Origin of the sequence: Streptomyces sp. NPDC056987 (assembly GCF_042673865.1) — a bacterium.
Lineage (GTDB): Bacteria > Actinomycetota > Actinomycetes > Streptomycetales > Streptomycetaceae > Streptomyces.
Genome location: NZ_JBHURV010000018.1, coordinates 30,692 through 49,378 on the forward strand (window position 1 = coordinate 30,692; position 18,687 = coordinate 49,378).

17 protein-coding genes and 1 pseudogene are annotated in these 18,687 nt (G+C 72.1%); 4 read left to right on the forward strand and 14 right to left on the reverse strand.

What is annotated here, in order from left to right:
* Positions 1 to 17: 17 nt before the first annotated feature.
* From ACFTZC_RS21215 to ACFTZC_RS21265, 11 genes are all read right to left on the reverse strand, one after another.
* On the reverse strand, positions 18 to 1,133 hold the full coding sequence (locus ACFTZC_RS21215; protein ID WP_382891921.1) for a polyprenyl synthetase family protein: 1,116 nt from the start codon (positions 1,131 to 1,133) through the stop codon (positions 18 to 20).
* On the reverse strand, positions 1,130 to 2,515 hold the full coding sequence (gene hpnE, locus ACFTZC_RS21220) for a hydroxysqualene dehydroxylase HpnE (RefSeq protein WP_382891923.1): 1,386 nt from the start codon (positions 2,513 to 2,515) through the stop codon (positions 1,130 to 1,132). Before hpnE ends, ACFTZC_RS21215 begins: the two co-directional genes overlap by 4 nt.
* Before the next feature lie 166 nt (positions 2,516 to 2,681).
* Positions 2,682 to 3,632: a presqualene diphosphate synthase HpnD gene (hpnD, locus tag ACFTZC_RS21225; RefSeq protein ID WP_382891925.1), complete on the reverse strand. Its 951-nt coding sequence runs from the start codon at positions 3,630 to 3,632 to the stop codon at positions 2,682 to 2,684.
* Positions 3,629 to 4,549 carry a squalene synthase HpnC gene (gene hpnC / locus ACFTZC_RS21230; protein ID WP_382891927.1) on the reverse strand — a complete coding sequence of 307 codons (921 nt, stop codon included), beginning with the start codon at positions 4,547 to 4,549 and terminating at the stop codon, positions 3,629 to 3,631. The genes hpnD and hpnC overlap by 4 nt, the downstream gene beginning before the upstream one ends.
* A 398-nt stretch (positions 4,550 to 4,947) precedes the next feature.
* Positions 4,948 to 5,733 carry an ABC transporter ATP-binding protein gene (locus ACFTZC_RS21235; protein WP_365811980.1) on the reverse strand — a complete coding sequence of 262 codons (786 nt, stop codon included), beginning with the start codon at positions 5,731 to 5,733 and terminating at the stop codon, positions 4,948 to 4,950.
* Positions 5,726 to 6,655, reverse strand: a complete 930-nt coding sequence (locus ACFTZC_RS21240; RefSeq protein ID WP_382891929.1) for an ABC transporter permease — start codon at positions 6,653 to 6,655, stop codon at positions 5,726 to 5,728. The genes ACFTZC_RS21235 and ACFTZC_RS21240 overlap by 8 nt, the downstream gene beginning before the upstream one ends.
* A 98-nt stretch (positions 6,656 to 6,753) precedes the next feature.
* Entirely contained in the window at positions 6,754 to 7,626 is an 873-nt protein-coding gene (locus tag ACFTZC_RS21245) for a glycosyltransferase family 2 protein (protein WP_382892127.1), read from the reverse strand.
* Between the two features lie 5 nt (positions 7,627 to 7,631).
* A complete protein-coding gene (locus ACFTZC_RS21250) occupies positions 7,632 to 8,411 on the reverse strand; it encodes a CDP-alcohol phosphatidyltransferase family protein (protein ID WP_382891931.1) in 780 nt (259 codons plus the stop codon).
* Positions 8,389 to 9,450 (reverse strand): iron-containing alcohol dehydrogenase family protein, encoded by a 1,062-nt coding sequence (locus ACFTZC_RS21255; RefSeq protein WP_382891933.1) that lies wholly within the window; start codon positions 9,448 to 9,450, stop codon positions 8,389 to 8,391. Before ACFTZC_RS21255 ends, ACFTZC_RS21250 begins: the two co-directional genes overlap by 23 nt.
* Entirely contained in the window at positions 9,438 to 10,187 is a 750-nt protein-coding gene (locus tag ACFTZC_RS21260; RefSeq protein WP_382891935.1) for a sugar phosphate nucleotidyltransferase, read from the reverse strand. Before ACFTZC_RS21260 ends, ACFTZC_RS21255 begins: the two co-directional genes overlap by 13 nt.
* On the reverse strand, positions 10,184 to 12,241 hold the full coding sequence (locus ACFTZC_RS21265; RefSeq protein ID WP_382892129.1) for a DUF5941 domain-containing protein: 2,058 nt from the start codon (positions 12,239 to 12,241) through the stop codon (positions 10,184 to 10,186). Before ACFTZC_RS21265 ends, ACFTZC_RS21260 begins: the two co-directional genes overlap by 4 nt.
* Positions 12,242 to 12,575: 334 nt before the next feature.
* Between ACFTZC_RS21265 and galE the strand changes: the two genes are divergently transcribed.
* The 3 genes from galE to idi all read left to right on the forward strand — a co-directional run bounded on the left by galE (position 12,576) and on the right by idi (position 15,378).
* Positions 12,576 to 13,559, forward strand: coding sequence for a UDP-glucose 4-epimerase GalE (gene galE, locus ACFTZC_RS21270; protein WP_382891937.1), 984 nt, complete (start codon positions 12,576 to 12,578; stop codon positions 13,557 to 13,559).
* 162 nt (positions 13,560 to 13,721) lie between these two features.
* Positions 13,722 to 14,660, forward strand: a complete 939-nt coding sequence (locus ACFTZC_RS21275) for a cation diffusion facilitator family transporter (RefSeq protein ID WP_382891939.1) — start codon at positions 13,722 to 13,724, stop codon at positions 14,658 to 14,660.
* A 124-nt stretch (positions 14,661 to 14,784) separates the two neighbouring features.
* Positions 14,785 to 15,378 (forward strand): isopentenyl-diphosphate Delta-isomerase, encoded by a 594-nt coding sequence (gene idi, locus ACFTZC_RS21280; protein ID WP_382891941.1) that lies wholly within the window; start codon positions 14,785 to 14,787, stop codon positions 15,376 to 15,378.
* Between the two features lie 121 nt (positions 15,379 to 15,499).
* Here idi and ACFTZC_RS21285 read toward each other — a convergent pair.
* A pseudogene (locus ACFTZC_RS21285) lies at positions 15,500 to 15,937 on the reverse strand (ATP-binding protein); the annotation flags it as partial.
* Between the two features lie 234 nt (positions 15,938 to 16,171).
* Between ACFTZC_RS21285 and ACFTZC_RS21290 the strand changes: the two are divergent.
* Positions 16,172 to 16,948, forward strand: a complete 777-nt coding sequence (locus tag ACFTZC_RS21290; RefSeq protein ID WP_382891943.1) for an enoyl-CoA hydratase/isomerase family protein — start codon at positions 16,172 to 16,174, stop codon at positions 16,946 to 16,948.
* Between the two features lie 6 nt (positions 16,949 to 16,954).
* Here the strand turns inward: ACFTZC_RS21290 and ACFTZC_RS21295 are convergent, their stop codons facing one another.
* Both ACFTZC_RS21295 and ACFTZC_RS21300 read right to left on the reverse strand, forming a co-directional pair.
* Positions 16,955 to 17,584 carry a DJ-1/PfpI family protein gene (locus ACFTZC_RS21295; protein ID WP_382891945.1) on the reverse strand — a complete coding sequence of 210 codons (630 nt, stop codon included), beginning with the start codon at positions 17,582 to 17,584 and terminating at the stop codon, positions 16,955 to 16,957.
* 60 nt (positions 17,585 to 17,644) lie between these two features.
* Positions 17,645 to 18,610, reverse strand: a complete 966-nt coding sequence (locus ACFTZC_RS21300; protein ID WP_382891947.1) for a GlxA family transcriptional regulator — start codon at positions 18,608 to 18,610, stop codon at positions 17,645 to 17,647.
* Positions 18,611 to 18,687 lie beyond the last annotated feature (77 nt).

The following is an 18,687-nucleotide window of genomic DNA, read 5'->3' on the forward strand; positions in this document are numbered from 1 at the left end:
TCATATGGGAATAGTGATCATCTCTTTCGTACGACGACGAAGTCCGCGAGCGCGACGAGCTGCGCGCGGATCTTTTCCGGCATGTCGACCCGGTCCAGGGCCTCGACGGCGACGGCGTGCTGCCTGCGCGCCTCCTGGGAGGTCCACTCCCGGCCGCCCGCCTCCTCGATGAGCGCGGCCCGGGTGGCGAACTCCTCCTCCGAGAAGTTCTCGAAGTCGTTGCTCTTGACGTCGGTGGCGAGGAGTTCACCGAGCCGTACGGAGGCCGGTCCGCCGGCGGCGAGCGCGGCGACGACCGGCAGGGACTTCTTGCGCTGGCGCAGGTCGCTCCAGGTCTGCTTCCCGGTGGCCTCGGGGTCGCCCCAGATGCCGAGCAGGTCGTCGACGGCCTGGAAGGCGAGTCCGAGGTGGTGCCCGTACGACTCCAGGGTGTCGGCCGTGCGGTCGTCGGCGCCGCCGAGGACCGCGCCGATGGAGACGGCGCAGGCGAGCAGCGCGCCGGTCTTGTTGCCCTCCATCTCCAGGCACTCCTGGACGGTGACCCGCTCGCGGTGCTCGAAGGAGATGTCCTGCGCCTGACCGTCGATCAGCTTGCGGGTGGCGGTGGTGAGCCGGCGGGTCGCGCGGCCCGCCTCGACCGTGCCGAGCTCCAGCAGCACCTCGTTGGCCAGCGCAAAGAGGGCGTCGCCGACGAGGATGGCCTGGGCGGGGCCGTGCATCTTCCAGACGGTGTCGCGGTGGCGGCGCTGCTCGTCGCCGTCCATGAGGTCGTCGTGGAGCAGCGAGAAGTTGTGGACCAGTTCGACGGCGACGGCGCCGGGGACGCCCTTCTCGGGGGCGGCGCCGGCCGCTTCCGCGGAGAGCAGGGCGAGCGCCGGCCGGACGGCCTTGCCGCCGTCGCCGTCGGCGGGGCGGCCCTGGGCGTCGATCCAGCCGAAGTGGTAGGCGGCGACGGTGTCCATGGGGGTGGCCAGCCGGTCGACGGCGGCGCGCAGGACCGGCGTGGACAGGCTCCGTCCCCGCTCCAGCAGCGCGTGGACGTCCGCGGTGTCGACAACCGGGTGGGCCGGGGGCACAGTCGGCACGGTCTCTCCTCTTGTTCCAGTACTCGTCGGTGCAGTACTCGGGCTCATGCCGCCTCCTGCAAGGGGTGTTGATGGCGGTGCCCGAGTGCGGAGAGAGCCGCGCCCGCGGCGTCGAAACCGCTGCGTACAGCCCCCTCCATCGTCGCGGGCCAGCCCGTGGCGGTCCATGCGCCGGCCAGGAAGAGGCCGGGGGCGCGGGTACGGGCCGCGGGGCGCAGCCGGCCCACGCCGGGGGCGGGGGCGAAGGTCGCCGTCCGCTCCCGGGTGACGAAGAAGTCCCGTACCTCCGCGCCGCGGGCGGCGGGCAGGAGGCGTTCCAGTTCCGGGAGGTAGCGCTCGCGCAGTGCGGAGACGGGGGTGTCGATCTCGTCCTGGGCGGCGGACTGGGAGACCGCCAGGTACTGGCCGTCGGTGAGTCCCGAGGCGTCGGTGCGGTCGAAGACCCACTGGACGGGCGAGCCCAGCGCGGCGAAGAACGGGCGGCGCAGCACCCGGCGGCCGTACACGACATGGAGGTTGACGATGGGCGCGTCGGCGATCTCCAGCAGCCGGCCGGAGTGGTCCAGCGCGCCTTCGGGCAGCAGGGCGTGCGTCTCGCGCTGGGGTACGGCGAGGACGACGGCGTCCGCGTCGAGCCGTTCGCCCGCCACGTCGACGTGGAAGCCGCCGCCGTCGGCGCGGGAGACGGCTCCGACCCGGGTGCGCAGTTCGGTGCGTACCCCCGCCGAGTCGAGGGCCTTGCGGGCCAGGGTGTCGTGCAGGTCGCCGAGCGGGACACGGGCCCAGCCGATGTCGGCGGCGCCGGGCTCGGAGAGCAGCCCGGTCTTGAAGACCATCGCGGCGAGCGCCAGGGAGGCGTTCGGCGCGGTGGCGTTGAGGGTGGCCACCCCGACGAGGTCCCAGAGGGCTTCGACCGTACGGGCCGACTGTCCGTGGCGGTGGAGCCAGGTGGCGAAGTCGGTGCCGTCCAGCGCGGGGTCGTCGAGGTCGAGCCGCTGGAGGGCGAAGGCGGCGCGGGCCACGGAGGCACGCTCGGCGAGCGAGAGGTGCGGGTACGCGGCGAGTCCGGGCGCGAGGTGCAGTGGTACGGGCAGTGCGGTGCGGCGGATCCGGCCGAGGCGGGCGCGGGCCCCGCCGACGTCCAGGACGGGTACGTCGAGCCGGTCCTGGAGCGGTGCGAGGGCCGCGCCGTCCACCCGGTCGAGGAACCAGCGGTACGCGGTGCAGCAGCGCAGGTAGACGTGCTGGCCGTTGTCGACGGTGAGGTCCCCGCGGCGGAAGGAGAAGGCGAGTCCCCCGAGGCGCGGCCGGCCTTCGAGGAGGGTCACCCGTACCCCGGCGTCGGCGAGCTGGAGGGCGGCGGTGATCCCGGCGAGCCCCCCGCCGACCACGACGGCGTGGCGGGCCCGGTTTCCGTCGGCCGTTGTCATGCGTCCCCCCTTGCTGCCGGAGCCGCCGGGCGGTTCGGTCCCGCCGGCCCCTCCGCAGTCAGGGACGCGTCATGTTCACGCAAGGTTGAGCATCCTTCATGCGGATATGTGTGCGATGGAGCGGGGACCGCCGCGGGGGTCCCGCGACGCGTCCTGGGCCCCCGCATCAGCCGCGCCGCCTGACGGCCTGACGGGAGATGCTCCTGGCGTCGAGGCCGGAGAGCCCGCGGACGGCGACGTACGCCTTCTCGTGACCGGGCAGCGAGACCCGGCCGCGGAGCACGGCCCCGGGGTCGCGCTCGATGCGGTCGAGCAGCCGGCGGTAGATGCCGGCCATGGCCGCGACACAGGCGCCGCTGCGCCGGTCGAGCATCGGCAGCAGCCGGTAGCCCTCGGCGAAGAGCGCGCGGGCGCGGCGGACCTCGAAGTGGACCAGCCCGGCGAAGTCCGCGCCCGGGGCGGGGGCCGCGCTGTGGAACCCGGCGGAGCAGCCGAACTTGGCGAGGTCGTCGGCGGGCAGGTACGTACGGCCGTTGGCGGCGTCCTCGCGGACGTCCCGGAGGATGTTGGTGAGCTGGAGGGCGAGCCCGAGCGTGTCGGCGTACTCCGCGGCGCGCTCGGTCCCCGGGGCGCCGGGGGCGGTGCCGAAGACGCCGAGGGAGACCCGGCCGATGGCGCCCGCGACGCACCGGCAGTAGGCCTTGAGGTCGTCCCAGGTCTCGTACGTGTCGCCCCTGACGTCCATCAGGACGCCGTCGATCAGTTCGTCGAGCCCGCCGAGAGGCACCGGGAAGCGGCGTGCCGTGTCCGCGACGGCGACCGCCACGGGGTCGGTGTCGTCGTCGTCCACCTCGCCCGCCCTGACCCGGTCCAGCAGCGCCCGGGTCTCCTCCAGCCGGGCCTGCTTGGCCTCGGGCGCGAGCGTGCCGTCGCCGATGTCGTCCACCCTCCGGGAGAAGGCGTACAGCGCGGACATGGCCTGCCGCTTGCCGGTCGGCAGCAGTCTGATGCCGTAGGCGAAATTACGGGCCTGCTGCCCGGTGACGGCCTCGCAGTAGCTGTAGGCCGCCAGTACCGGCGCGGACATGGGCGTCTGTCCCTCCACGTTCCGGCTCACCCCTCTCTGTGCGCACTTCGCAAGACAGCTCCCACTTCACGCGCCAGACGCGGCTTGGTGGGTTTGGGCGGACCGGGGAGCACATCGTGCCCGGCGGCCGCGATCGAAGCGAGGGCGGCGCGCCCTCCGGCGACGAATCCCGCGAGGAGCAGGCGGAGTCTGCCGTGCACGCTGCCCACCAGGGAGGTTCCCTCGTCCAGGAGCAGCCGGGCGCGCTCCGCCTCGTGGGCGACCAGCGAGCGCACGGAGGCGTTCGCGGTGGGAGCGGCCAGGTCCGCCTCGGTGACATGGAAGCGCTTCATGTCCTCGGCGGGGAGGTAGATCCGGTCGCGGCCGAGGTCCTCGGCCACGTCCTGGAGGTGTTCGACGATCTGGAGCGCCGTGCAGACGGCGTCGGAGCGGCGCAGCCGCTCGGGGCTCGCGGTGCCGGTGATCCCGAGGACGAGGCGGCCGACCGGGTTGGCGGAGAGCTCGCAGTAGGAGAGCAGGTCGTCGTAGGTCTCGTACCGCCGCACCACCTGGTCCTGGCGGTTGGCCTCGATCAGCCCGAGGAACGGCTCGGGGGGCAGGGAGCGGCGCCGTACGGTCGGGGCGAGGGCGCGCAGCAGCGGGTGGCCGGGGGCGGGGCCCCGGTGGTCGAAGACGCGCCGCAGGTCGGTCTCGAAGGCGTCGAGCACGGCGGTCCTGTCGTCGGCGAGCGCGGGGTCGACGCCCAGGTGGCGGGCGTCGGCGCCGCCGGGGGCGAGATCCCCGTCGCCGATGTCGTCGACGAGGCGGGCGTACCCGTACACCGCCATCAGGTCGTCGCGCCAGGCGCGCGGCAGGAAAAAGGGGGCCACGGGGAAGTTCTCGTCCGCGGCCTTGTCGAGCGTGGTGCGCGAGAGATCGTCGGGGCGCACATCCGGGGTGCCCGTCACTGCGCGCGGCCCGTTACGGGGACGGCGGAATCCTCGCGGAGCTGGAGATTTTCCGTCATTGCCGTCACATCTCCCGTTCTACACTGCCGACCCAATACATCCCATTTCGGACACGCCGCCCACACCTCCGAGTACGGAAGGCCCTGTGGCAGCCGGGTCGCACCGTGGGCATCGCCCCACTTGCCGCGAATCGGCCCGGCCCAGCTTACGTTGTACAGCCATGAGGAACACCTCGGGGTATCGGTCGCATGACGAGAACGCGGCAATACACGCCAACCTTCCCTCGACCCACCGGACTTGACCGATCCTTGACCAACAGTGATCGGTTCGTGCCATGACAATGCCCCCGCCTGATCACTCCGGCGAGGGCGTTGGCATGGCTTCCGGGCGTTCCCGGGCTACTTGCCGGTCTCCTTCTCGTACGCCTTGATGACCTCGTCCGTCGGACCGTCCATCAGCAGCTCGCCCTTCTCCAGCCACAGCACACGGTCACAGGTGTCCCTGATCGACTTGTTGCTGTGACTGACCAGGAAGACCGTGCCGGCCTCCTTGCGGAGCTCGCGGATCCGCTGCTCGGAGCGGATCTGGAACTTGCGGTCACCGGTGGCCAGAGCCTCGTCGATCATCAGCACGTCGTGGTCCTTCGCCGCGGCGATGGAGAACCGGAGCCGGGCGGCCATGCCCGAGGAGTACGTGCGCATCGGGAGCGTGATGAAGTCGCCCTTCTCGTTGATGCCGGAGAAGTCGACGATCGACTGGTACCGCTCGCGGATCTGCTCGCGCGACATCCCCATGGCCAGACCGCCGAGGATGACATTGCGTTCGCCGGTCAGGTCGTTCATCAGCGCGGCGTTGACACCCAGCAGGGACGGCTGGCCGTCGGTGTAGACCTTGCCGCTCTCCGCGGGCAGCAGCCCCGCGATGGCGCGCAGCAGCGTCGACTTGCCGGAGCCGTTGGTGCCGATCAGGCCGATCGCCTCGCCCCGGTACGCGGTGAAGGTCACACCCCGCACCGCGTGAACCTTGCGGACGCCCCGCGACTCCCCCTTGTCGCGGCGGAGTATGCGGCTCAGGGCCGCGGTCGCGCTGCCCTTGCCGCCGCCACCGCCGTTGACGCGGTACACGATGTGCACGTCGTCGGCGATGACCGTGGGAACGCGTCCCTGCTTGTTGTCCTCAGCCACGGCCGTACCGCTCCTCAGCCTTCCAGAAGTACACGAAGCCGACGATGCCCAGCAGCAGCGCCCAGGCCAGCGCGACGAGCCAGACGTGCGCCGGCAGGTTCTCCGAGCCGTACCCGTCGATCAGCGCGAACCGGACCAGATCCATGTAGACCGCGGCGGGGTTGTACTGGAGCACGTCGGCGATCCAGCCCGGCTGGTCCTTGAGCATCACCGGGATCGAGAACATCACACCCGACGCGTACATCCACGTACGCATCACGAACGGCATCAGCTGCGCGAGGTCCGGGGTCTTGCTGCCCAGCCGCGCCATGATCAGCGCCAGACCGGTGTTGAAGACGAACTGCAGCGCCAGCGCGGGCAGCACCAGCAGCCAGCTCAGGCTCGGGTAGCTGCCGAAGATGACCGCCACGGTGACCAGGACCACCATGGAGAACAGGAGTTGCTGAAGCTGCTGGAGGGAGAAGGAGACCGGCAGCGACGCCCGGGGGAAGTGCAGGGCCCGGACGAGCCCCAGATTCCCGGAGATGGCACGGACCCCGGCCATCACCGAACTCTGGGTGAAGGTGAAGACGAAGACGCCCGTGACCAGGAACGGGACGAAGACCTCCTGGGGAATGCCCCGCTTGGTCTGGAGGATCAGCCCGAAGATCAGGTAGTAGACGGCCGCGTTCAGCAGCGGGGTCGCCACCTGCCAGAGCTGTCCCAGCTTCGCCTGGCTGTACTGGGCCGTGAGCTTCGCCTGGGAGAAGGCCAGGATGAAGTGCCGACGGCCCCAGAGCTGCCGGACGTAGTCGCGCAGCCCTGGCCGGGCTCCGCTCACCGACAGGCCGTACTTGGCGGCGAGCTCCGCCGCGGACAGACCGTCGTCGGGCGACGGGGGGGCGCTCACAGCGATCGCACCCTCATGGGTTGTGTCACTCACAAGTTGAAACTTTCGTGTTCAAGATGCGCAGCCGGTCGGGCACAGGCGCGGACGGCCAGGCCCCGGGGATAAGCCCGATGCTCTCAGAACCGAGCTTGTCAGACGACAGGCGGTCGGCCCAGCCGGGTCAGCCGCCATACCGTACGCCACTTCATCGGGCGCCGCGGACCGCACGGGGTCGCCCAGCCCTCCCGGAACCCCCCGAACCAGGCTTTCAGGGCGGGCACGGACGGCCGGCGCACCAACGTGAGCAGCAGCCATACGCCGAGATACAGCGGGACGACGGGGGCGGGGAGGTTACGGCGGGCCAGCCAGACCCGGTTACGGGCCACCATGCGGTGGTAGACGGCGTGCCGGGACGGCGGCGTCGTCGGGTGGGCGAGCACCAGGTCGGCGCGGTAGTCGATCATCCACCCCGCGTCCAGGGCCCGCCAGGCGAGGTCGGTCTCCTCGTGGGCGTAGAAGAAGTCCCCGGGCAGCGGGCCGACCTCGGCGAGGACCCGCGTCCGTACGGCGCTGGCGCCGCCCAGGAAGGTCGTCACGCGGGAGGAGCGCAGCGGATCCGAGGCGCGCAGCCGGGGCACGTGGCGGCGCTGGGTGAGTCCGGTCTCCGGGTCGGTGATCCGGAAGCTGACGATGCCGAGGGCAGGGTCGGCGGCGAACGCCTCCCGGATCAGCGCGGCCGTGTCCGTCCGGGGCAGCAGCCCGTCGTCGTCCAGGAAGAGCAGCACGTCCACGTCGGAGCCGGCGGCCCCGAACGCCTCGATGCCGACGTTGCGGCCGCCGGGGATCCCGAGGTTCTCCGGCACCTCCACGGTCCGCACGCCGGGCGGAACGGCGCCCACCGGGGCACCGTTCCCGACCACGACGATCTCGACCGGATCACCGTCCTGCCGGACGACGGAGTCGAGCAGCGCACGCAGATCGCCGGGGCGGTCACCCATGGTGATGATCACCGCGCCGAGCTGCACGTCACTCACCTCAGCCTGCTGGACGCCAGGATGGAGACCAGGTGGAGCAGGGTCTGGAGCAGGGCGATGCCGGCGAGGACCGCGATGCCGAGGCGGCTGAAGAAGAGGTCGCCGTTGACCGTGTCGAGGATCGCCAGGAGAAGGATGAGCAGGGACGCCTCGATGCCGAGGATGAGCCGGTGGAACTTGAGCGCCGCGGCGGCCCTGCGGGCCAGCGCCATACCGGACGAGCGCGCCTCGGAGGCCGACTCCTTGACCGGGGCCATCCCCTGCTGGTGCCGGGCGACGCCGACCAGGTCGGTCTCGGCCTTGACCAGGATGGCGCCGAGGGCGGCGAGCGTACCGAGGAAGGCCCACAGCCAGTCGATCCGTCCGGTGCCCCACAGGTCGGAGCCGCGCAGCCCGAAGCCGACCAGGACGGCGGCGTCGCACAGGTAGGCGGCGACCCGGTCCAGGTAGACCCCGGTCATCGAGTACTGCTTCTTCCAGCGGGCGATCTCCCCGTCGACGCAGTCCAGCAGCAGATAGAGCTGGACCGCCAGCACGCCGAGCACCGCGCCGGGGATCCCCGGCACCAGGAGGGCGGGGGCGGCGAGGGCACCGGCGACGGTCATCACGTACGTCAGCTGGTTGGGGGTGACCCGCGTGTTCACCAGGTACCGGTCGACGCGCAGCGAGACTTCCCGCATGTACAGGCGCCCTGCCCAGTGTTCGCCGCTGCGGCGGTCTTTCACCCCCTCCGGGTGGACGACCGGGCGGAGTTCAGCTACTGAGGGTCGAGGCATAGTCGGCGTACGCGTCCCTGATCTGGTCGGTGGACAGGTCGAGGTGCTCAAGGATGGTGAAACGGCCCGGCCGGGTCTGCGGCGCGTAGGCGACGGCCCGTACGAACTCGTCGACGGTGAAGCCGATCTCCTCGGGCAGCACCGGCAGCCCGTGGCGCCGCAGCACCTCGGTGAACTGCAGTGACTCCTCCTCCGCGCCGCGCAGCCGCATGGCGAAGGCGGCACCGAAGCCGACCTGTTCGCCGTGGAGCGCGGAGCGCTTGGGGTAGAGGAGGTCGAAGGCGTGGCTGATCTCGTGGCAGGCACCCGACGAGGGGCGGGTGTCGCCGCTGATCGACATCGCGATGCCGGAGAGGACCAGCGCCTCGGCGAGCACGGTGAGGAACTCGTCGTCGCCGACCCCGCCGGGGTGGCGCAGCACGGCCTCGCCCGCCGTACGGGCCATGGCGGCGGCCAGTCCGTCCACCGGTTCGCCGTTGACCCGGTGGGAGAGTTCCCAGTCCGCGATGGCCGAGATGTTGGAGACCGCGTCCCCGATGCCGGAGCGGACGAAGCGGACCGGCGCGTCCCGGATGACGTCGAGGTCGACGACCATGGCGATGGGCGTCGGGACGCCGTACGAGCCGCGGCCGTTGTCGTTGTCCAGGATGGAGACGGGCGAGCAGATGCCGTCGTGCGAGAGGTTGGTGGCGACGGCCACCATGGGCAGCCCGACCCGGGCCGCCGCGTACTTCGCCACATCGATGATCTTGCCGCCGCCGAGGCCGACCACGGCGTCGTACCGCTTGCCCTTGATGTCGTCGGCGAGCCGGACCGCCGAGTCGATCGTGCCGTCGGCCACGGCGTACCAGTCGGCGTCGGGGAGCACCGGCGCGAGCTTCTCACGCAGCGCCTGGCCCGAGCCGCCGCTGACCGCGATGGAGAGCTTGCCCGAGCTGGAGATCCGCTGGTCGGCGAGGAGTCCGGCGAGGTCGTCCATGGCGCCGGGCCTGATGTCCACGACGACCGGCGACGGGATGAGCCGGGTCAGTACTGGCACGCGATCTCACGGCCCTTCGCGAGGTCGTCGTGGTTGTCGATCTCGACCCAGGGGATGTCTCCGATCGGCGCGACGTCGAGGGTGAAGCCGCGGTTGACCAGTTCCTGGTAGCCGTCCTCGTAGTAGAGGTCGGGGTCCTTCTCGAAGGTGGCCTTGAGCGCGTCCGCGAGGTCGGCGGCGGCCTCGGGCTCGATCAGGGTGACGCCGATGTACTCGCCGGTGGCGGTGGCCGGGTCCATCAGCTTGGTGATCCGGCGCACACCGCGCTCACCGTCGGTGATGACCTTCATCTCCTCGTCCGCGAGGGACTTGACGGTGTCGAGGGCGAGGATGATCCGGCGGCCCTCGCCGCGCGCGGCGAGGAGCGTCTTCTCGACGGAGACGGGGTGGACGGTGTCGCCGTTGGCGAGGATCACGCCGCGGGCCAGGATGTCCCGGGCGCACCACAGGGAGTAGGCGTTGTTCCACTCCTCGGCCTTGTCGTTGTCGACCAGGGTGAGCGTCAGCCCGTACTTCCGCTCCAGCTCGGCCTTGCGCTCGTACACGGCCTCCTTGCGGTAGCCGACGACGATCGCGGCCTCGGTCAGCCCGACCTCGGCGAAATTGCCCAGGGTCAGGTCGAGGACGGTGGTGGTGCCCTCCCCCGCCGGGTCGACCGGCACGAGGGCCTTGGGCAGCGTGTCGGTGTAGGGGCGCAGGCGCCGTCCTGCTCCGGCTGCGAGTACGAGGCCGATCATGCGGGTTCTCCTTCGTCGTGTACGGCGGGGGCTCCGGAGGACACCCAGAACCGGATGGACTCCACGAGCGCGATCAGCGCCACGGCGACGGCGATCACCGTCAGTTCCAGCGGGAAGTCGAGTGCGCGGGTGGAGAGGACGGCACACAGGGTGACCAGCAGAGTGCGGCCCTCGTGTCCGCCGAGCGCCCGGACGAGCCGTCGGGGCGGGGCGCCGGTGCCGCCGCGGATGCGGTACACCGAGTCGTAGTGATGGTAGGCGACGGCCGCCACCAGCCCGAACGCCGCCGGGAGCGCGCCGGGTACGTCGGCACGGACCGCGAGCACCAGCACGGTGCCGTACTCGGCGGCGCGGAAGACCGGCGGAACGAGCCAGTCGAGGGCGCCGCCCATCCGGCGGGCGACGGCGAAGCCGGAGGTCAGGACGTACACCAGGGCGCCGAGGAGGAGCACAGGGCTGTCGAACGGGGCGAACGCCGCGCAGGCGGTTACCGCGGCGCCGCCCGCGAGGGCGACGAGGAAGGGCACGGGCCCCGGGAGCGCGCGGGCCGGGCGCCGCAGCACCCGGGCGACGAGCTCGGCGAGCGGCCCGGAGTCGGCGAGGTCGGCGAGCGCGCCGGCGGCCCGGTCGGTGCGGACGGCCTTGCGGGTCACGGAGCGCAGGACGCGGCCCGCCGTGGTGTAGCAGGCGGCGAAGGCGCAGCCGGCGAGGAGCGCGTAGAAGACGGTCCGGGGCGTGGTCAGGGCGGTCAGCACGGCGATCATCGCCCAGCGCTCACCGATCGGCAGCACGATCATGCGGCGTACCCAGATCGTCCAGCCGACGCTGTCGAGCCGGGTGGAGAGCGCGGAGGTGGGGGTGCCGACGACGGCCTTGCCGGCGCCGGACGCCGCCCCGCCGACCGTGCCGGCAGTGCTGGCAGTGCTGGCAGCACTGGCAGTGCTAACAGTGCTGTCAACGTTGCTCTCGTTGAAGGAGAAGTCCACGACATGGCGGCAGGTCTGGAGGACCATCGCGGCGAGGGCGAGTGCCCAGATGTCGTCGCCGCCCCGGGCCGCGCCGAGGGCGAGGCCCGCGTAGTAGGCGTACTCCTTGGCGCGGTCGAAGGTCGCGTCGAGCCAGGCGCCCATCGTGGAGTACTGGAGCGAGTAGCGGGCGAGCTGCCCGTCGGTGCAGTCCAGGACGAAGGAGAAGAGCAGCAGCGCCCCGGCGGCGACAAAGCCGCCCCGGGTGCCGGTGGCCGCGCAGGCCGCCGCGATCAGGGCGGTGACCAGCGACGCGGTGGTGACCTGGTTGGGGGTGAGGCCCCGGCGGGCGCACCAGCGGGCGAGGTAGCGGGAGTAGGGGCTGACGCAGAACGTGGTGAAGAAGCCGTCGCGGGCCTTCACCGCGGAGCGCAGCCGTACGGCCTCGTCGTCGACGGCGGCGACGGCGGCCTCGGCCCGCTCGCGGGCGGGCGCGTCGGCCGGGACGGCGGCGACGAGCGAGCCCAGCTCGGGGCGGGTGACGGCGGTGCCCCGCGCGTCGAGCGCGGTGGCGACCCGGTCGGCCAGGGGCGCGTCGGCGGGGACGGACGCGGCGCTTCCGCTTCCGGCGGTGGCGGGCTCGGTGGCTGTGCCGGTGGCCGTAGCAGCGGCCGTGCCGGTGACTGTGTCCGTGTCCGTGGCCGTGTCCGTGGCGGGCTCGCTCGGGGCGAGCGCCGTGGCGGAGCCCGGACGCGCCTCGGCGGCGGCGCCTCGCGGCCGGGGCCCGGACGTCCCGGCGTCCCCGGCGACGGCCGTGAGCGCGCTCAGCAGCGCCCCGCGGGCCTCCGGCTGCACGGTGAGCGCCCCGGGGACGGCGGCGGCGGGGAAGCGCGGGTCGGTCAGGGCCAGCCGCAGGGCATGGACATGACCGACGAAGCGGGCGTCGACGAGTGCGACACGCTCCGCCGCGGGGGCCGCGGCGAGCAGGCTCCGGGCCTCCTCGGTGCCGGGCGCGGTCCGTACATCAAAGCCCAGGGACCGCAGATCGCCTTCGAGCGGCGATCCGGGTACCGGAGCACCGGTGAGGATGGCGGTCGACAGACGAACTCACTCCTTGACACTGACAGGGCCGGGTGTGCGGCGACAGTCCCCGGGATCCGGGTGGCGGCACGTCGGCAGAGGCTATCGGATGAACAGAAGGACGAGTTCATCGCCCGTTTACGCCCCGTTCCGCCCGGGACAGCCGCCCCGGACACCCTCATCAGGGCGGGGAGGGCGCCACGAAGAGATCATCATGGTCGATCCGGGGGTTGCCCCACAAACCGCGGCGGCCGGAAACACGAGCCGGAGCACACGCGGGAGCCGCCGGGAGCACGCGCCTGAGCACGAGCCCGGGCACGAGCCCGAGCACTAGGGTGACCGCATGACATGGCTGATCACAGGCGGGGCGGGGTACATCGGGGCCCATGTGGCGCGCTCGATGAATGCGGCGGGGGAGCGGGTCGTCGTGCTGGACGATCTGTCGACCGGCTTCGCCGAGCGGCTGCCGGAGGAGATCCCGCTGGTCGAGGCGTCACTGCTGGACCGGGAGGCCGTCGACAAGGTCCTGGCCGGGCACGGGGTCACCGGTGTGGTGCATCTCGCGGCGAAGAAGCAGGTCGGCGAATCTGTCGAGCGGCCGCTGACGTACTACCGGGAGAATCTGCACGGGCTCACGGTGCTGCTGGACGCCGTCGTGGCCGCGCGGGTGCCGCGCTTCCTCTTCTCCTCCTCCGCGGCCGTGTACGGGGTGCCCGATGTGGAGTTGATCACGGAGCAGACCCCCGCCGCACCGATCAATCCGTACGGCGAGACCAAGCTGGCGGGCGAGTGGCTGGTCCGGGCGACCGGGCGGGCGCACGGAATCTCCACGGGTTGTCTGCGGTACTTCAACGTGGCGGGCACGGCGCTGCCGGAACTCTCCGACATCGGAGTGTTCAACATCATTCCGATGTTCTTCGACCGGATCAGCCGGGGTGAGGCGCCGCGGATCTTCGGCGCCGACTATCCGACGCCGGACGGCACCTGCGTCCGCGACTACATCCATGTCGCCGATCTCGCCGAGGCCCATCTCGCCGCCGCGCGCCATCTGGCCGGGCGCCCCGGCGGCCACGACCTGACGGTGAACATCGGCCGCGGCGAGGGCGTCTCGGTGCGCGAGCTGGCCGCGCTGGTGGCGGAGGTCACCGGTGACCGTACGGAGCCGGTGGTCGAGGCGCGCCGGGCGGGGGACGCCGCACGGGCCGTCGCCTCCGTCGAGCTGATCACCCGGGAGCTGGGCTGGACGGCCACCCGGGACGTGCGCGCGATGGTCGAGTCGGCGTGGGCGGGCTGGCGGCTGCGCCGCCCCGATGCCCCGGCCGGGTGATCCCGCCGCCCCGTCGACCATGCACCGCACCGCTCTGACCTGGCATCATTTCCGCAGGTCAGAGCATATGACAACGGTGTTCAGTGCCGTGTTGCCCGATACCCCCCACCCGTAGTTCACTGGCGGCGTCGGTACTCGTCCAGACGACCGGGAGGCGTCCTCATGGGGGCAGGGCACAACCACGGACACACGCACGGAGGACCACCCGCGGGCACGGCTACCGCCGCCTACCGCGGCCGGCTGCGGATCGCCCTGGGGATCACACTCTCCGTGATGGTGGTGGAGATCATCGGGGGCGTCGTCTCCAACTCCCTCGCGCTGGTCGCCGACGCGGCCCACATGGCGACGGACGCGGTGGGGCTCGGCATGGCCCTGCTGGCGATCCACTTCGCGGCAAGACCCGCCGACGAGAGCCGCACCTTCGGCTACGCGCGGGCGGAGATCCTCGCCGCCCTCGCCAACTGTCTGCTGCTGCTCGGCGTCGGCGGCTATCTGCTCTACGAGGCGATCGACCGCTTCATCTCCCCGCCGGAGACCAAGAGCGGGCTGACGATCATCTTCGCCCTGATCGGCATGGTCGCCAACCTGGTCTCCCTCTCGCTGCTGACGCGGGGGCAGAGCGAGAGCCTCAATGTGCGGGGCGCCTATCTGGAGGTCCTCGCGGACACGCTCGGCTCGGTCGCGGTACTGATCTCCGCCGGGATCATCCTGGCCACCGGCTGGGAGCTCGCCGACCCGATCGTGGGGCTGCTGATCGGGCTCATGATCGTTCCGCGTACGGTGAAGCTGTTGCGGGAGACCGTGAACGTCCTGCTGGAGGCGGCGCCCAAGGGTGTGGACATGAGTGAGGTACGCGCACACATGCTCGCCCTGCCCGGGGTGGCGGACGTCCATGATCTGCATGCCTGGACCATCACGTCGGGGATGCCGGTCCTCTCCGCGCATGTGGTGGTGGACCAGGACGCGCTGGACGCGGTGGGGCACGAGAAGATGCTCCATGACCTGCAAGGATGCCTCGGTCATCACTTCGACGTCGAGCACTGCACCTTCCAGCTCGAACCCCGGGGCCACGCCGAGCACGAGGCGAAGCTCTGCCACTGAGCCGCCGGGCACGCACACCGTGGGGGGTGGGCATGGAACGGACATGCCCACCCCTCGAAGTGCGGACACGGGCCTTTTGCGTACGGCAGACTTGGCCGCCGAGGCCCGAAATCGAAGGATGGTTATGCCGACCACACCAGTCACCGCAGCGAACAGCTCGTCGACCGCCGCACAAGAAACGATCATGCTGGAGCTGGTGGACGAGGACGGCAACACCATCGGCACGGCCGAGAAGCTCTCGGCACACCAGGCACCCGGCCGGCTGCACCGGGCGTTCTCGGTCTTCCTCTTCGACGAGCGGGGACGGCTGCTGCTCCAGCGCCGCGCGCTGGGCAAGTACCACTCCCCCGGCGTCTGGTCGAACACCTGCTGCGGCCATCCGTACCCGGGTGAGGCGCCCTTCGCCGCGGCGGCCCGCCGTACCCACGAGGAGCTGGGCATCTCGCCCTCGCTGCTCGCGGAGGCCGGCACTGTCAGTTACCACCACCCGGACCCGGCCTCGGGGCTGGTCGAGCACGAGTACAACCACCTCTTCGTCGGGCTGGTGCAGGCGGCGCCGCGGCCCGATCCGCAGGAGGTCGGGGAGACCGCGTTCGTCACCCCGGCGGAGCTGACGGAGCTGCACGGCTCGGCGTCGTTCTCCGCCTGGTTCATGACCGTGCTGGACACCGCGCGCCCGGCGTTCCGGGAGCTCACGGGGCCGGCCGCGGGCTGGTGATCCGGCCGGGGCGCGCCGGGTCCGCCGGGTCCGGCGGATCCGTCCGTGGCACCGGGTCTGCCTGGTCCGCACGCTCCGGCCCTTCGACCGGGTCCGGCGGCTCGGGCCGGGCCCCGTCGAAGGGGAGTACCGCCCAGACGGTCTTCCCGCCCCCGGCGGTGTGCTCGGCCCCGAAGCCGCCGCCCGCCTCCCGGGTGAGCTCCCGCACCAGCAGCAGCCCGCGTCCGCCGGTCCTGGCGTGGTCGGTCTCCAGTGCCGTGGGCCGGTAGGGATGGTTGTCCTCGACCGACACCCGGATCCACCCGGTGCCGACGGCGACCTCCACGGCGATCTCGGGCGAGAGCAGCGCGGCGTGCCGTACGGCGTTGGTGAGCAGCTCGGACAGGACGAGCAGCACCCCGTGCGCGGTCTCGCCCCAGACCGGCACGCGCTGCCGCTCCAGCAGCTCGCGCACGGTGCGTCTGGTCCGGGGCACGGAGGCGTCGAGCGCCGGGACGGTGAAGCGCCAGACCCCTTCGTACGACCGGGGCCTGGCCGGAACACTTCCGCGGCTCTCCATTTCCGGGCTCCCGCCGTCGGGTCGGGCGGTGCTCACCACCGCTCCTCGTCGGGTGCCGAGTCTTGGGCAGGGAAGCGGCCTGCACCGGACCGCTGAACAAAAGTCAGCCTTTATTGACGGAGCACGATCGCCCAGGAGCCGGGACGCTGTACATGTGCTCGGTCCTGATCGCTCTCTGTCGGTCCGAGATCGGCTCGCGCCGTCCGGACGGAGCACGGGGATAGCATCCGGCGCATGGAGCCCCAACTGATGCACACGGTCGAGAACGGCACCGCGACCGTGGTCATCCACCACCCCGCCAGGCGGAACGCGATGACGGCGCCGATGTGGCGGGAACTGCCGCCGCTGCTCGGGCGGTTGGCGGACGATCCGGCCGTCGAGGTGCTGGTGCTGACCGGGGCGGGCGACACCTTCTGCGCGGGCGCCGACATCTCCTCCCTGCGGGGGCCGGGTCTGCCGGGCGGCACCGGCCCGGCCGGGGAGGACCCGCAGGCGCTGGCCGTACGGGCCGAGGAGGCGCTGGCGGCCTTCCCCCGGCCCACGCTCGCCGCCGTACGGGGCCACTGCGTGGGCGGCGGCTGCCAGCTCGCCGCCGCGTGCGATCTGCGATTCGCGGAGGAGGGCGCCTCGTTCGGGGTCACTCCGGCGCGGCTCGGGATCGTCTACCCGGAGTCCTCCACCCGGCGACTGGCCGCGCTGGTGGGGCCCGCGACCGCCAAGTACCTGCTGTTCTCCGCCGAGTTGATCGGCACGGAGCGGGCGCTGCGCACCGGGCTCGTGGACGAGGTGCTGCCCGCCGGGCAGTTGGCCGGGCGCGTCGCCGAGTTCACCCGGATCCTGCGCTCGCGTTCCCGGCTGACCCAGGCGGCCGCCAAGGAGTTCGCCTCGGGCCAGGACGGACGCGCCCCGTACTGGGCGGCACAGGCGCGCGGCAGCGGCGACGCCGCGGAGGGGGTCGCCGCCTTCCTGGAGCGCCGCGCACCGGAGTTCACCTGGCCGGCCGGGTCATGAGGTGACCTACGCCCGGCGCCCCTTGGCGCGCATCTCCTCGACCAGGTCCGCGGGGGCCTTCGCGGGCGAGCCCGCGTCGAAGGGAGGCTGCGGGTCGTACTCCGTCAGCAGTTGGACGGACTGCGCGAACCGGTCGTCCACGAGCGAGGCGGCCAGGGTGAGCCCCATGTCGATCCCGGAGGAGACACCGGCCGCCGTCATGTACGTACCGTCGGTGACGACGCGTTCGCCGGTCGGCTCGGCGCCGTACGTCCGCAGCAGGTCGAGAGCGAGCCAGTGGGAGGTGGCCCGGCGCCCGGTGAGCAGCCCCGCGGCGGCGAGGAGCAGGGAGCCGGTGCAGACGGAGGTGGTCCAGGTGGAGGTGGCGTCCACCGCGCGCAGCCAGTCGAGCAGCGGCTCGTTCGTCATCTGCGCCCGCTGTCCGGGGCCGCCGGGCACGACGAGCACATCCGGGGCGGTGACCTCGGCGAGCGTCTTCCGCGCGACGAGCGAGAGCGATCCCGAATCGTTGTTCACGGGTCCGGCGTGTTCGGCGACGAAGACGGTCTCGGCGCCGGGGACGCGGTGCAGGATCTCGTACGGGCCGACGGCGTCCAGTGCGGTGAAGCGGTCGAAGAGGAGGATGGCGATCTGCATGCGGGGCCTGGCTTTCCGGTCGACGGATGGCGACGGTTTTCGGACAGAGGCGGGACGGGGTCAGGGCAAGGGGGCCACGCGGAAGCGGCGGCGGTATTCGGCGGGGGCCGTGCCCAGGGTCTTCACGAAGGCGCGGCGCATGGCCTCCGGGGTGCCGTAGCCGCAGGAGCGGGAGATCTCCTCGACCCCGTCGCCGCTCTCCTCCAGCAGCCGCCTGGCGTGTTCGAGCCGTACGCGCTCCACGTAGCGGCCCGGCGTCGTGCCGGTCTCGGAGCGGAAGGCCCGCGCGAAGTGGCGGGGCGAGAGGCGGGCCCGTCCGGCCAGCGCCTCGACGGAGAGATCGTCACCGGGGTGTTCGCTGATCCAGCTCTGCACCTCCAGCAAGGGCTCGCTCCGCGCGGTCTGGGCGGCGAGCTGGGCACTGAACTGCGCCTGGTTGCCGGGGCGGCGCAGAAAGACCACGAGACGGCGGGCGACGGCGAGCGCCACGTCGCGGCCGAGGTCCTCCTCCACGAGGGCGAGGGCCAGATCGATACCGGAGGTGACCCCGGCGGAGGTGGAGATCTCACCGTCGCGTACGTAGATCGGGTCGGGGTCGACGTGGACGAGCGGGTGGTTCCTGGCGAGGAGTTCGGTGGCGCCCCAGTGGGTGGTGGCGCGGCGCCCGTCGAGGAGCCCGGCGGCGGCGAGCAGCAGGGCGCCGGTGCAGACCGAGACCAGGCGCCGCGCGCCGGGCGCCCGCTCGCGCAGCCGGTCGACCAGCTCCGGATCGGGGCTCCGGGTGCCCGGTCCACCCGGCACGAGAAGGGTGTCCGGGTCGGGCGCGGCGGCCAGCGTGGTGTCCGGGACGAGCGTGAGCCCGCTGGAGGTGCGGACCGGCGCGCCGTCGAGTGAGGCCGTACGGATCCGGTACGCGGCGGGGTCGCCGGCCGCGGCGGCCGCCGCGGCGAACACCTCCACCGGGCCCGACACATCGAGGCTCTGCACCTGGTCGAAGAGGACGACCAGAACCGATCGCTCTGTCATGGCACTCATCCTTCGCCCGGCGACGGATGTCCGCAATGACGAATACCCCGCTTTTCCTGCCACGGCCGTACCGTCCG

Excerpts from the sequence above, each read along its gene's own strand:
- ACFTZC_RS21260 (WP_382891935.1), bottom strand. The coding sequence starts at position 10,187 with ATGATCGGCCTCGTACTCGCAGCCGGAGCAGGACGGCGCCTGCGCCCC.
- idi (WP_382891941.1), top strand. The coding sequence starts at position 14,785 with ATGCCGACCACACCAGTCACCGCAGCGAACAGCTCGTCGACCGCCGCA.
- ACFTZC_RS21295 (WP_382891945.1), bottom strand. The coding sequence starts at position 17,584 with ATGCAGATCGCCATCCTCCTCTTCGACCGCTTCACCGCACTGGACGCC.
- ACFTZC_RS21215 (WP_382891921.1), bottom strand. The coding sequence starts at position 1,133 with ATGAGCCCGAGTACTGCACCGACGAGTACTGGAACAAGAGGAGAGACC.
- ACFTZC_RS21275 (WP_382891939.1), top strand. The coding sequence starts at position 13,722 with ATGGGGGCAGGGCACAACCACGGACACACGCACGGAGGACCACCCGCG.
- ACFTZC_RS21300 (WP_382891947.1), bottom strand. The coding sequence starts at position 18,610 with ATGACAGAGCGATCGGTTCTGGTCGTCCTCTTCGACCAGGTGCAGAGC.
- ACFTZC_RS21250 (WP_382891931.1), bottom strand. The coding sequence starts at position 8,411 with ATGCCTCGACCCTCAGTAGCTGAACTCCGCCCGGTCGTCCACCCGGAG.
- ACFTZC_RS21290 (WP_382891943.1), top strand. The coding sequence starts at position 16,172 with ATGGAGCCCCAACTGATGCACACGGTCGAGAACGGCACCGCGACCGTG.
- galE (WP_382891937.1), top strand. The coding sequence starts at position 12,576 with ATGACATGGCTGATCACAGGCGGGGCGGGGTACATCGGGGCCCATGTG.
- hpnE (WP_382891923.1), bottom strand. The coding sequence starts at position 2,515 with ATGACAACGGCCGACGGAAACCGGGCCCGCCACGCCGTCGTGGTCGGC.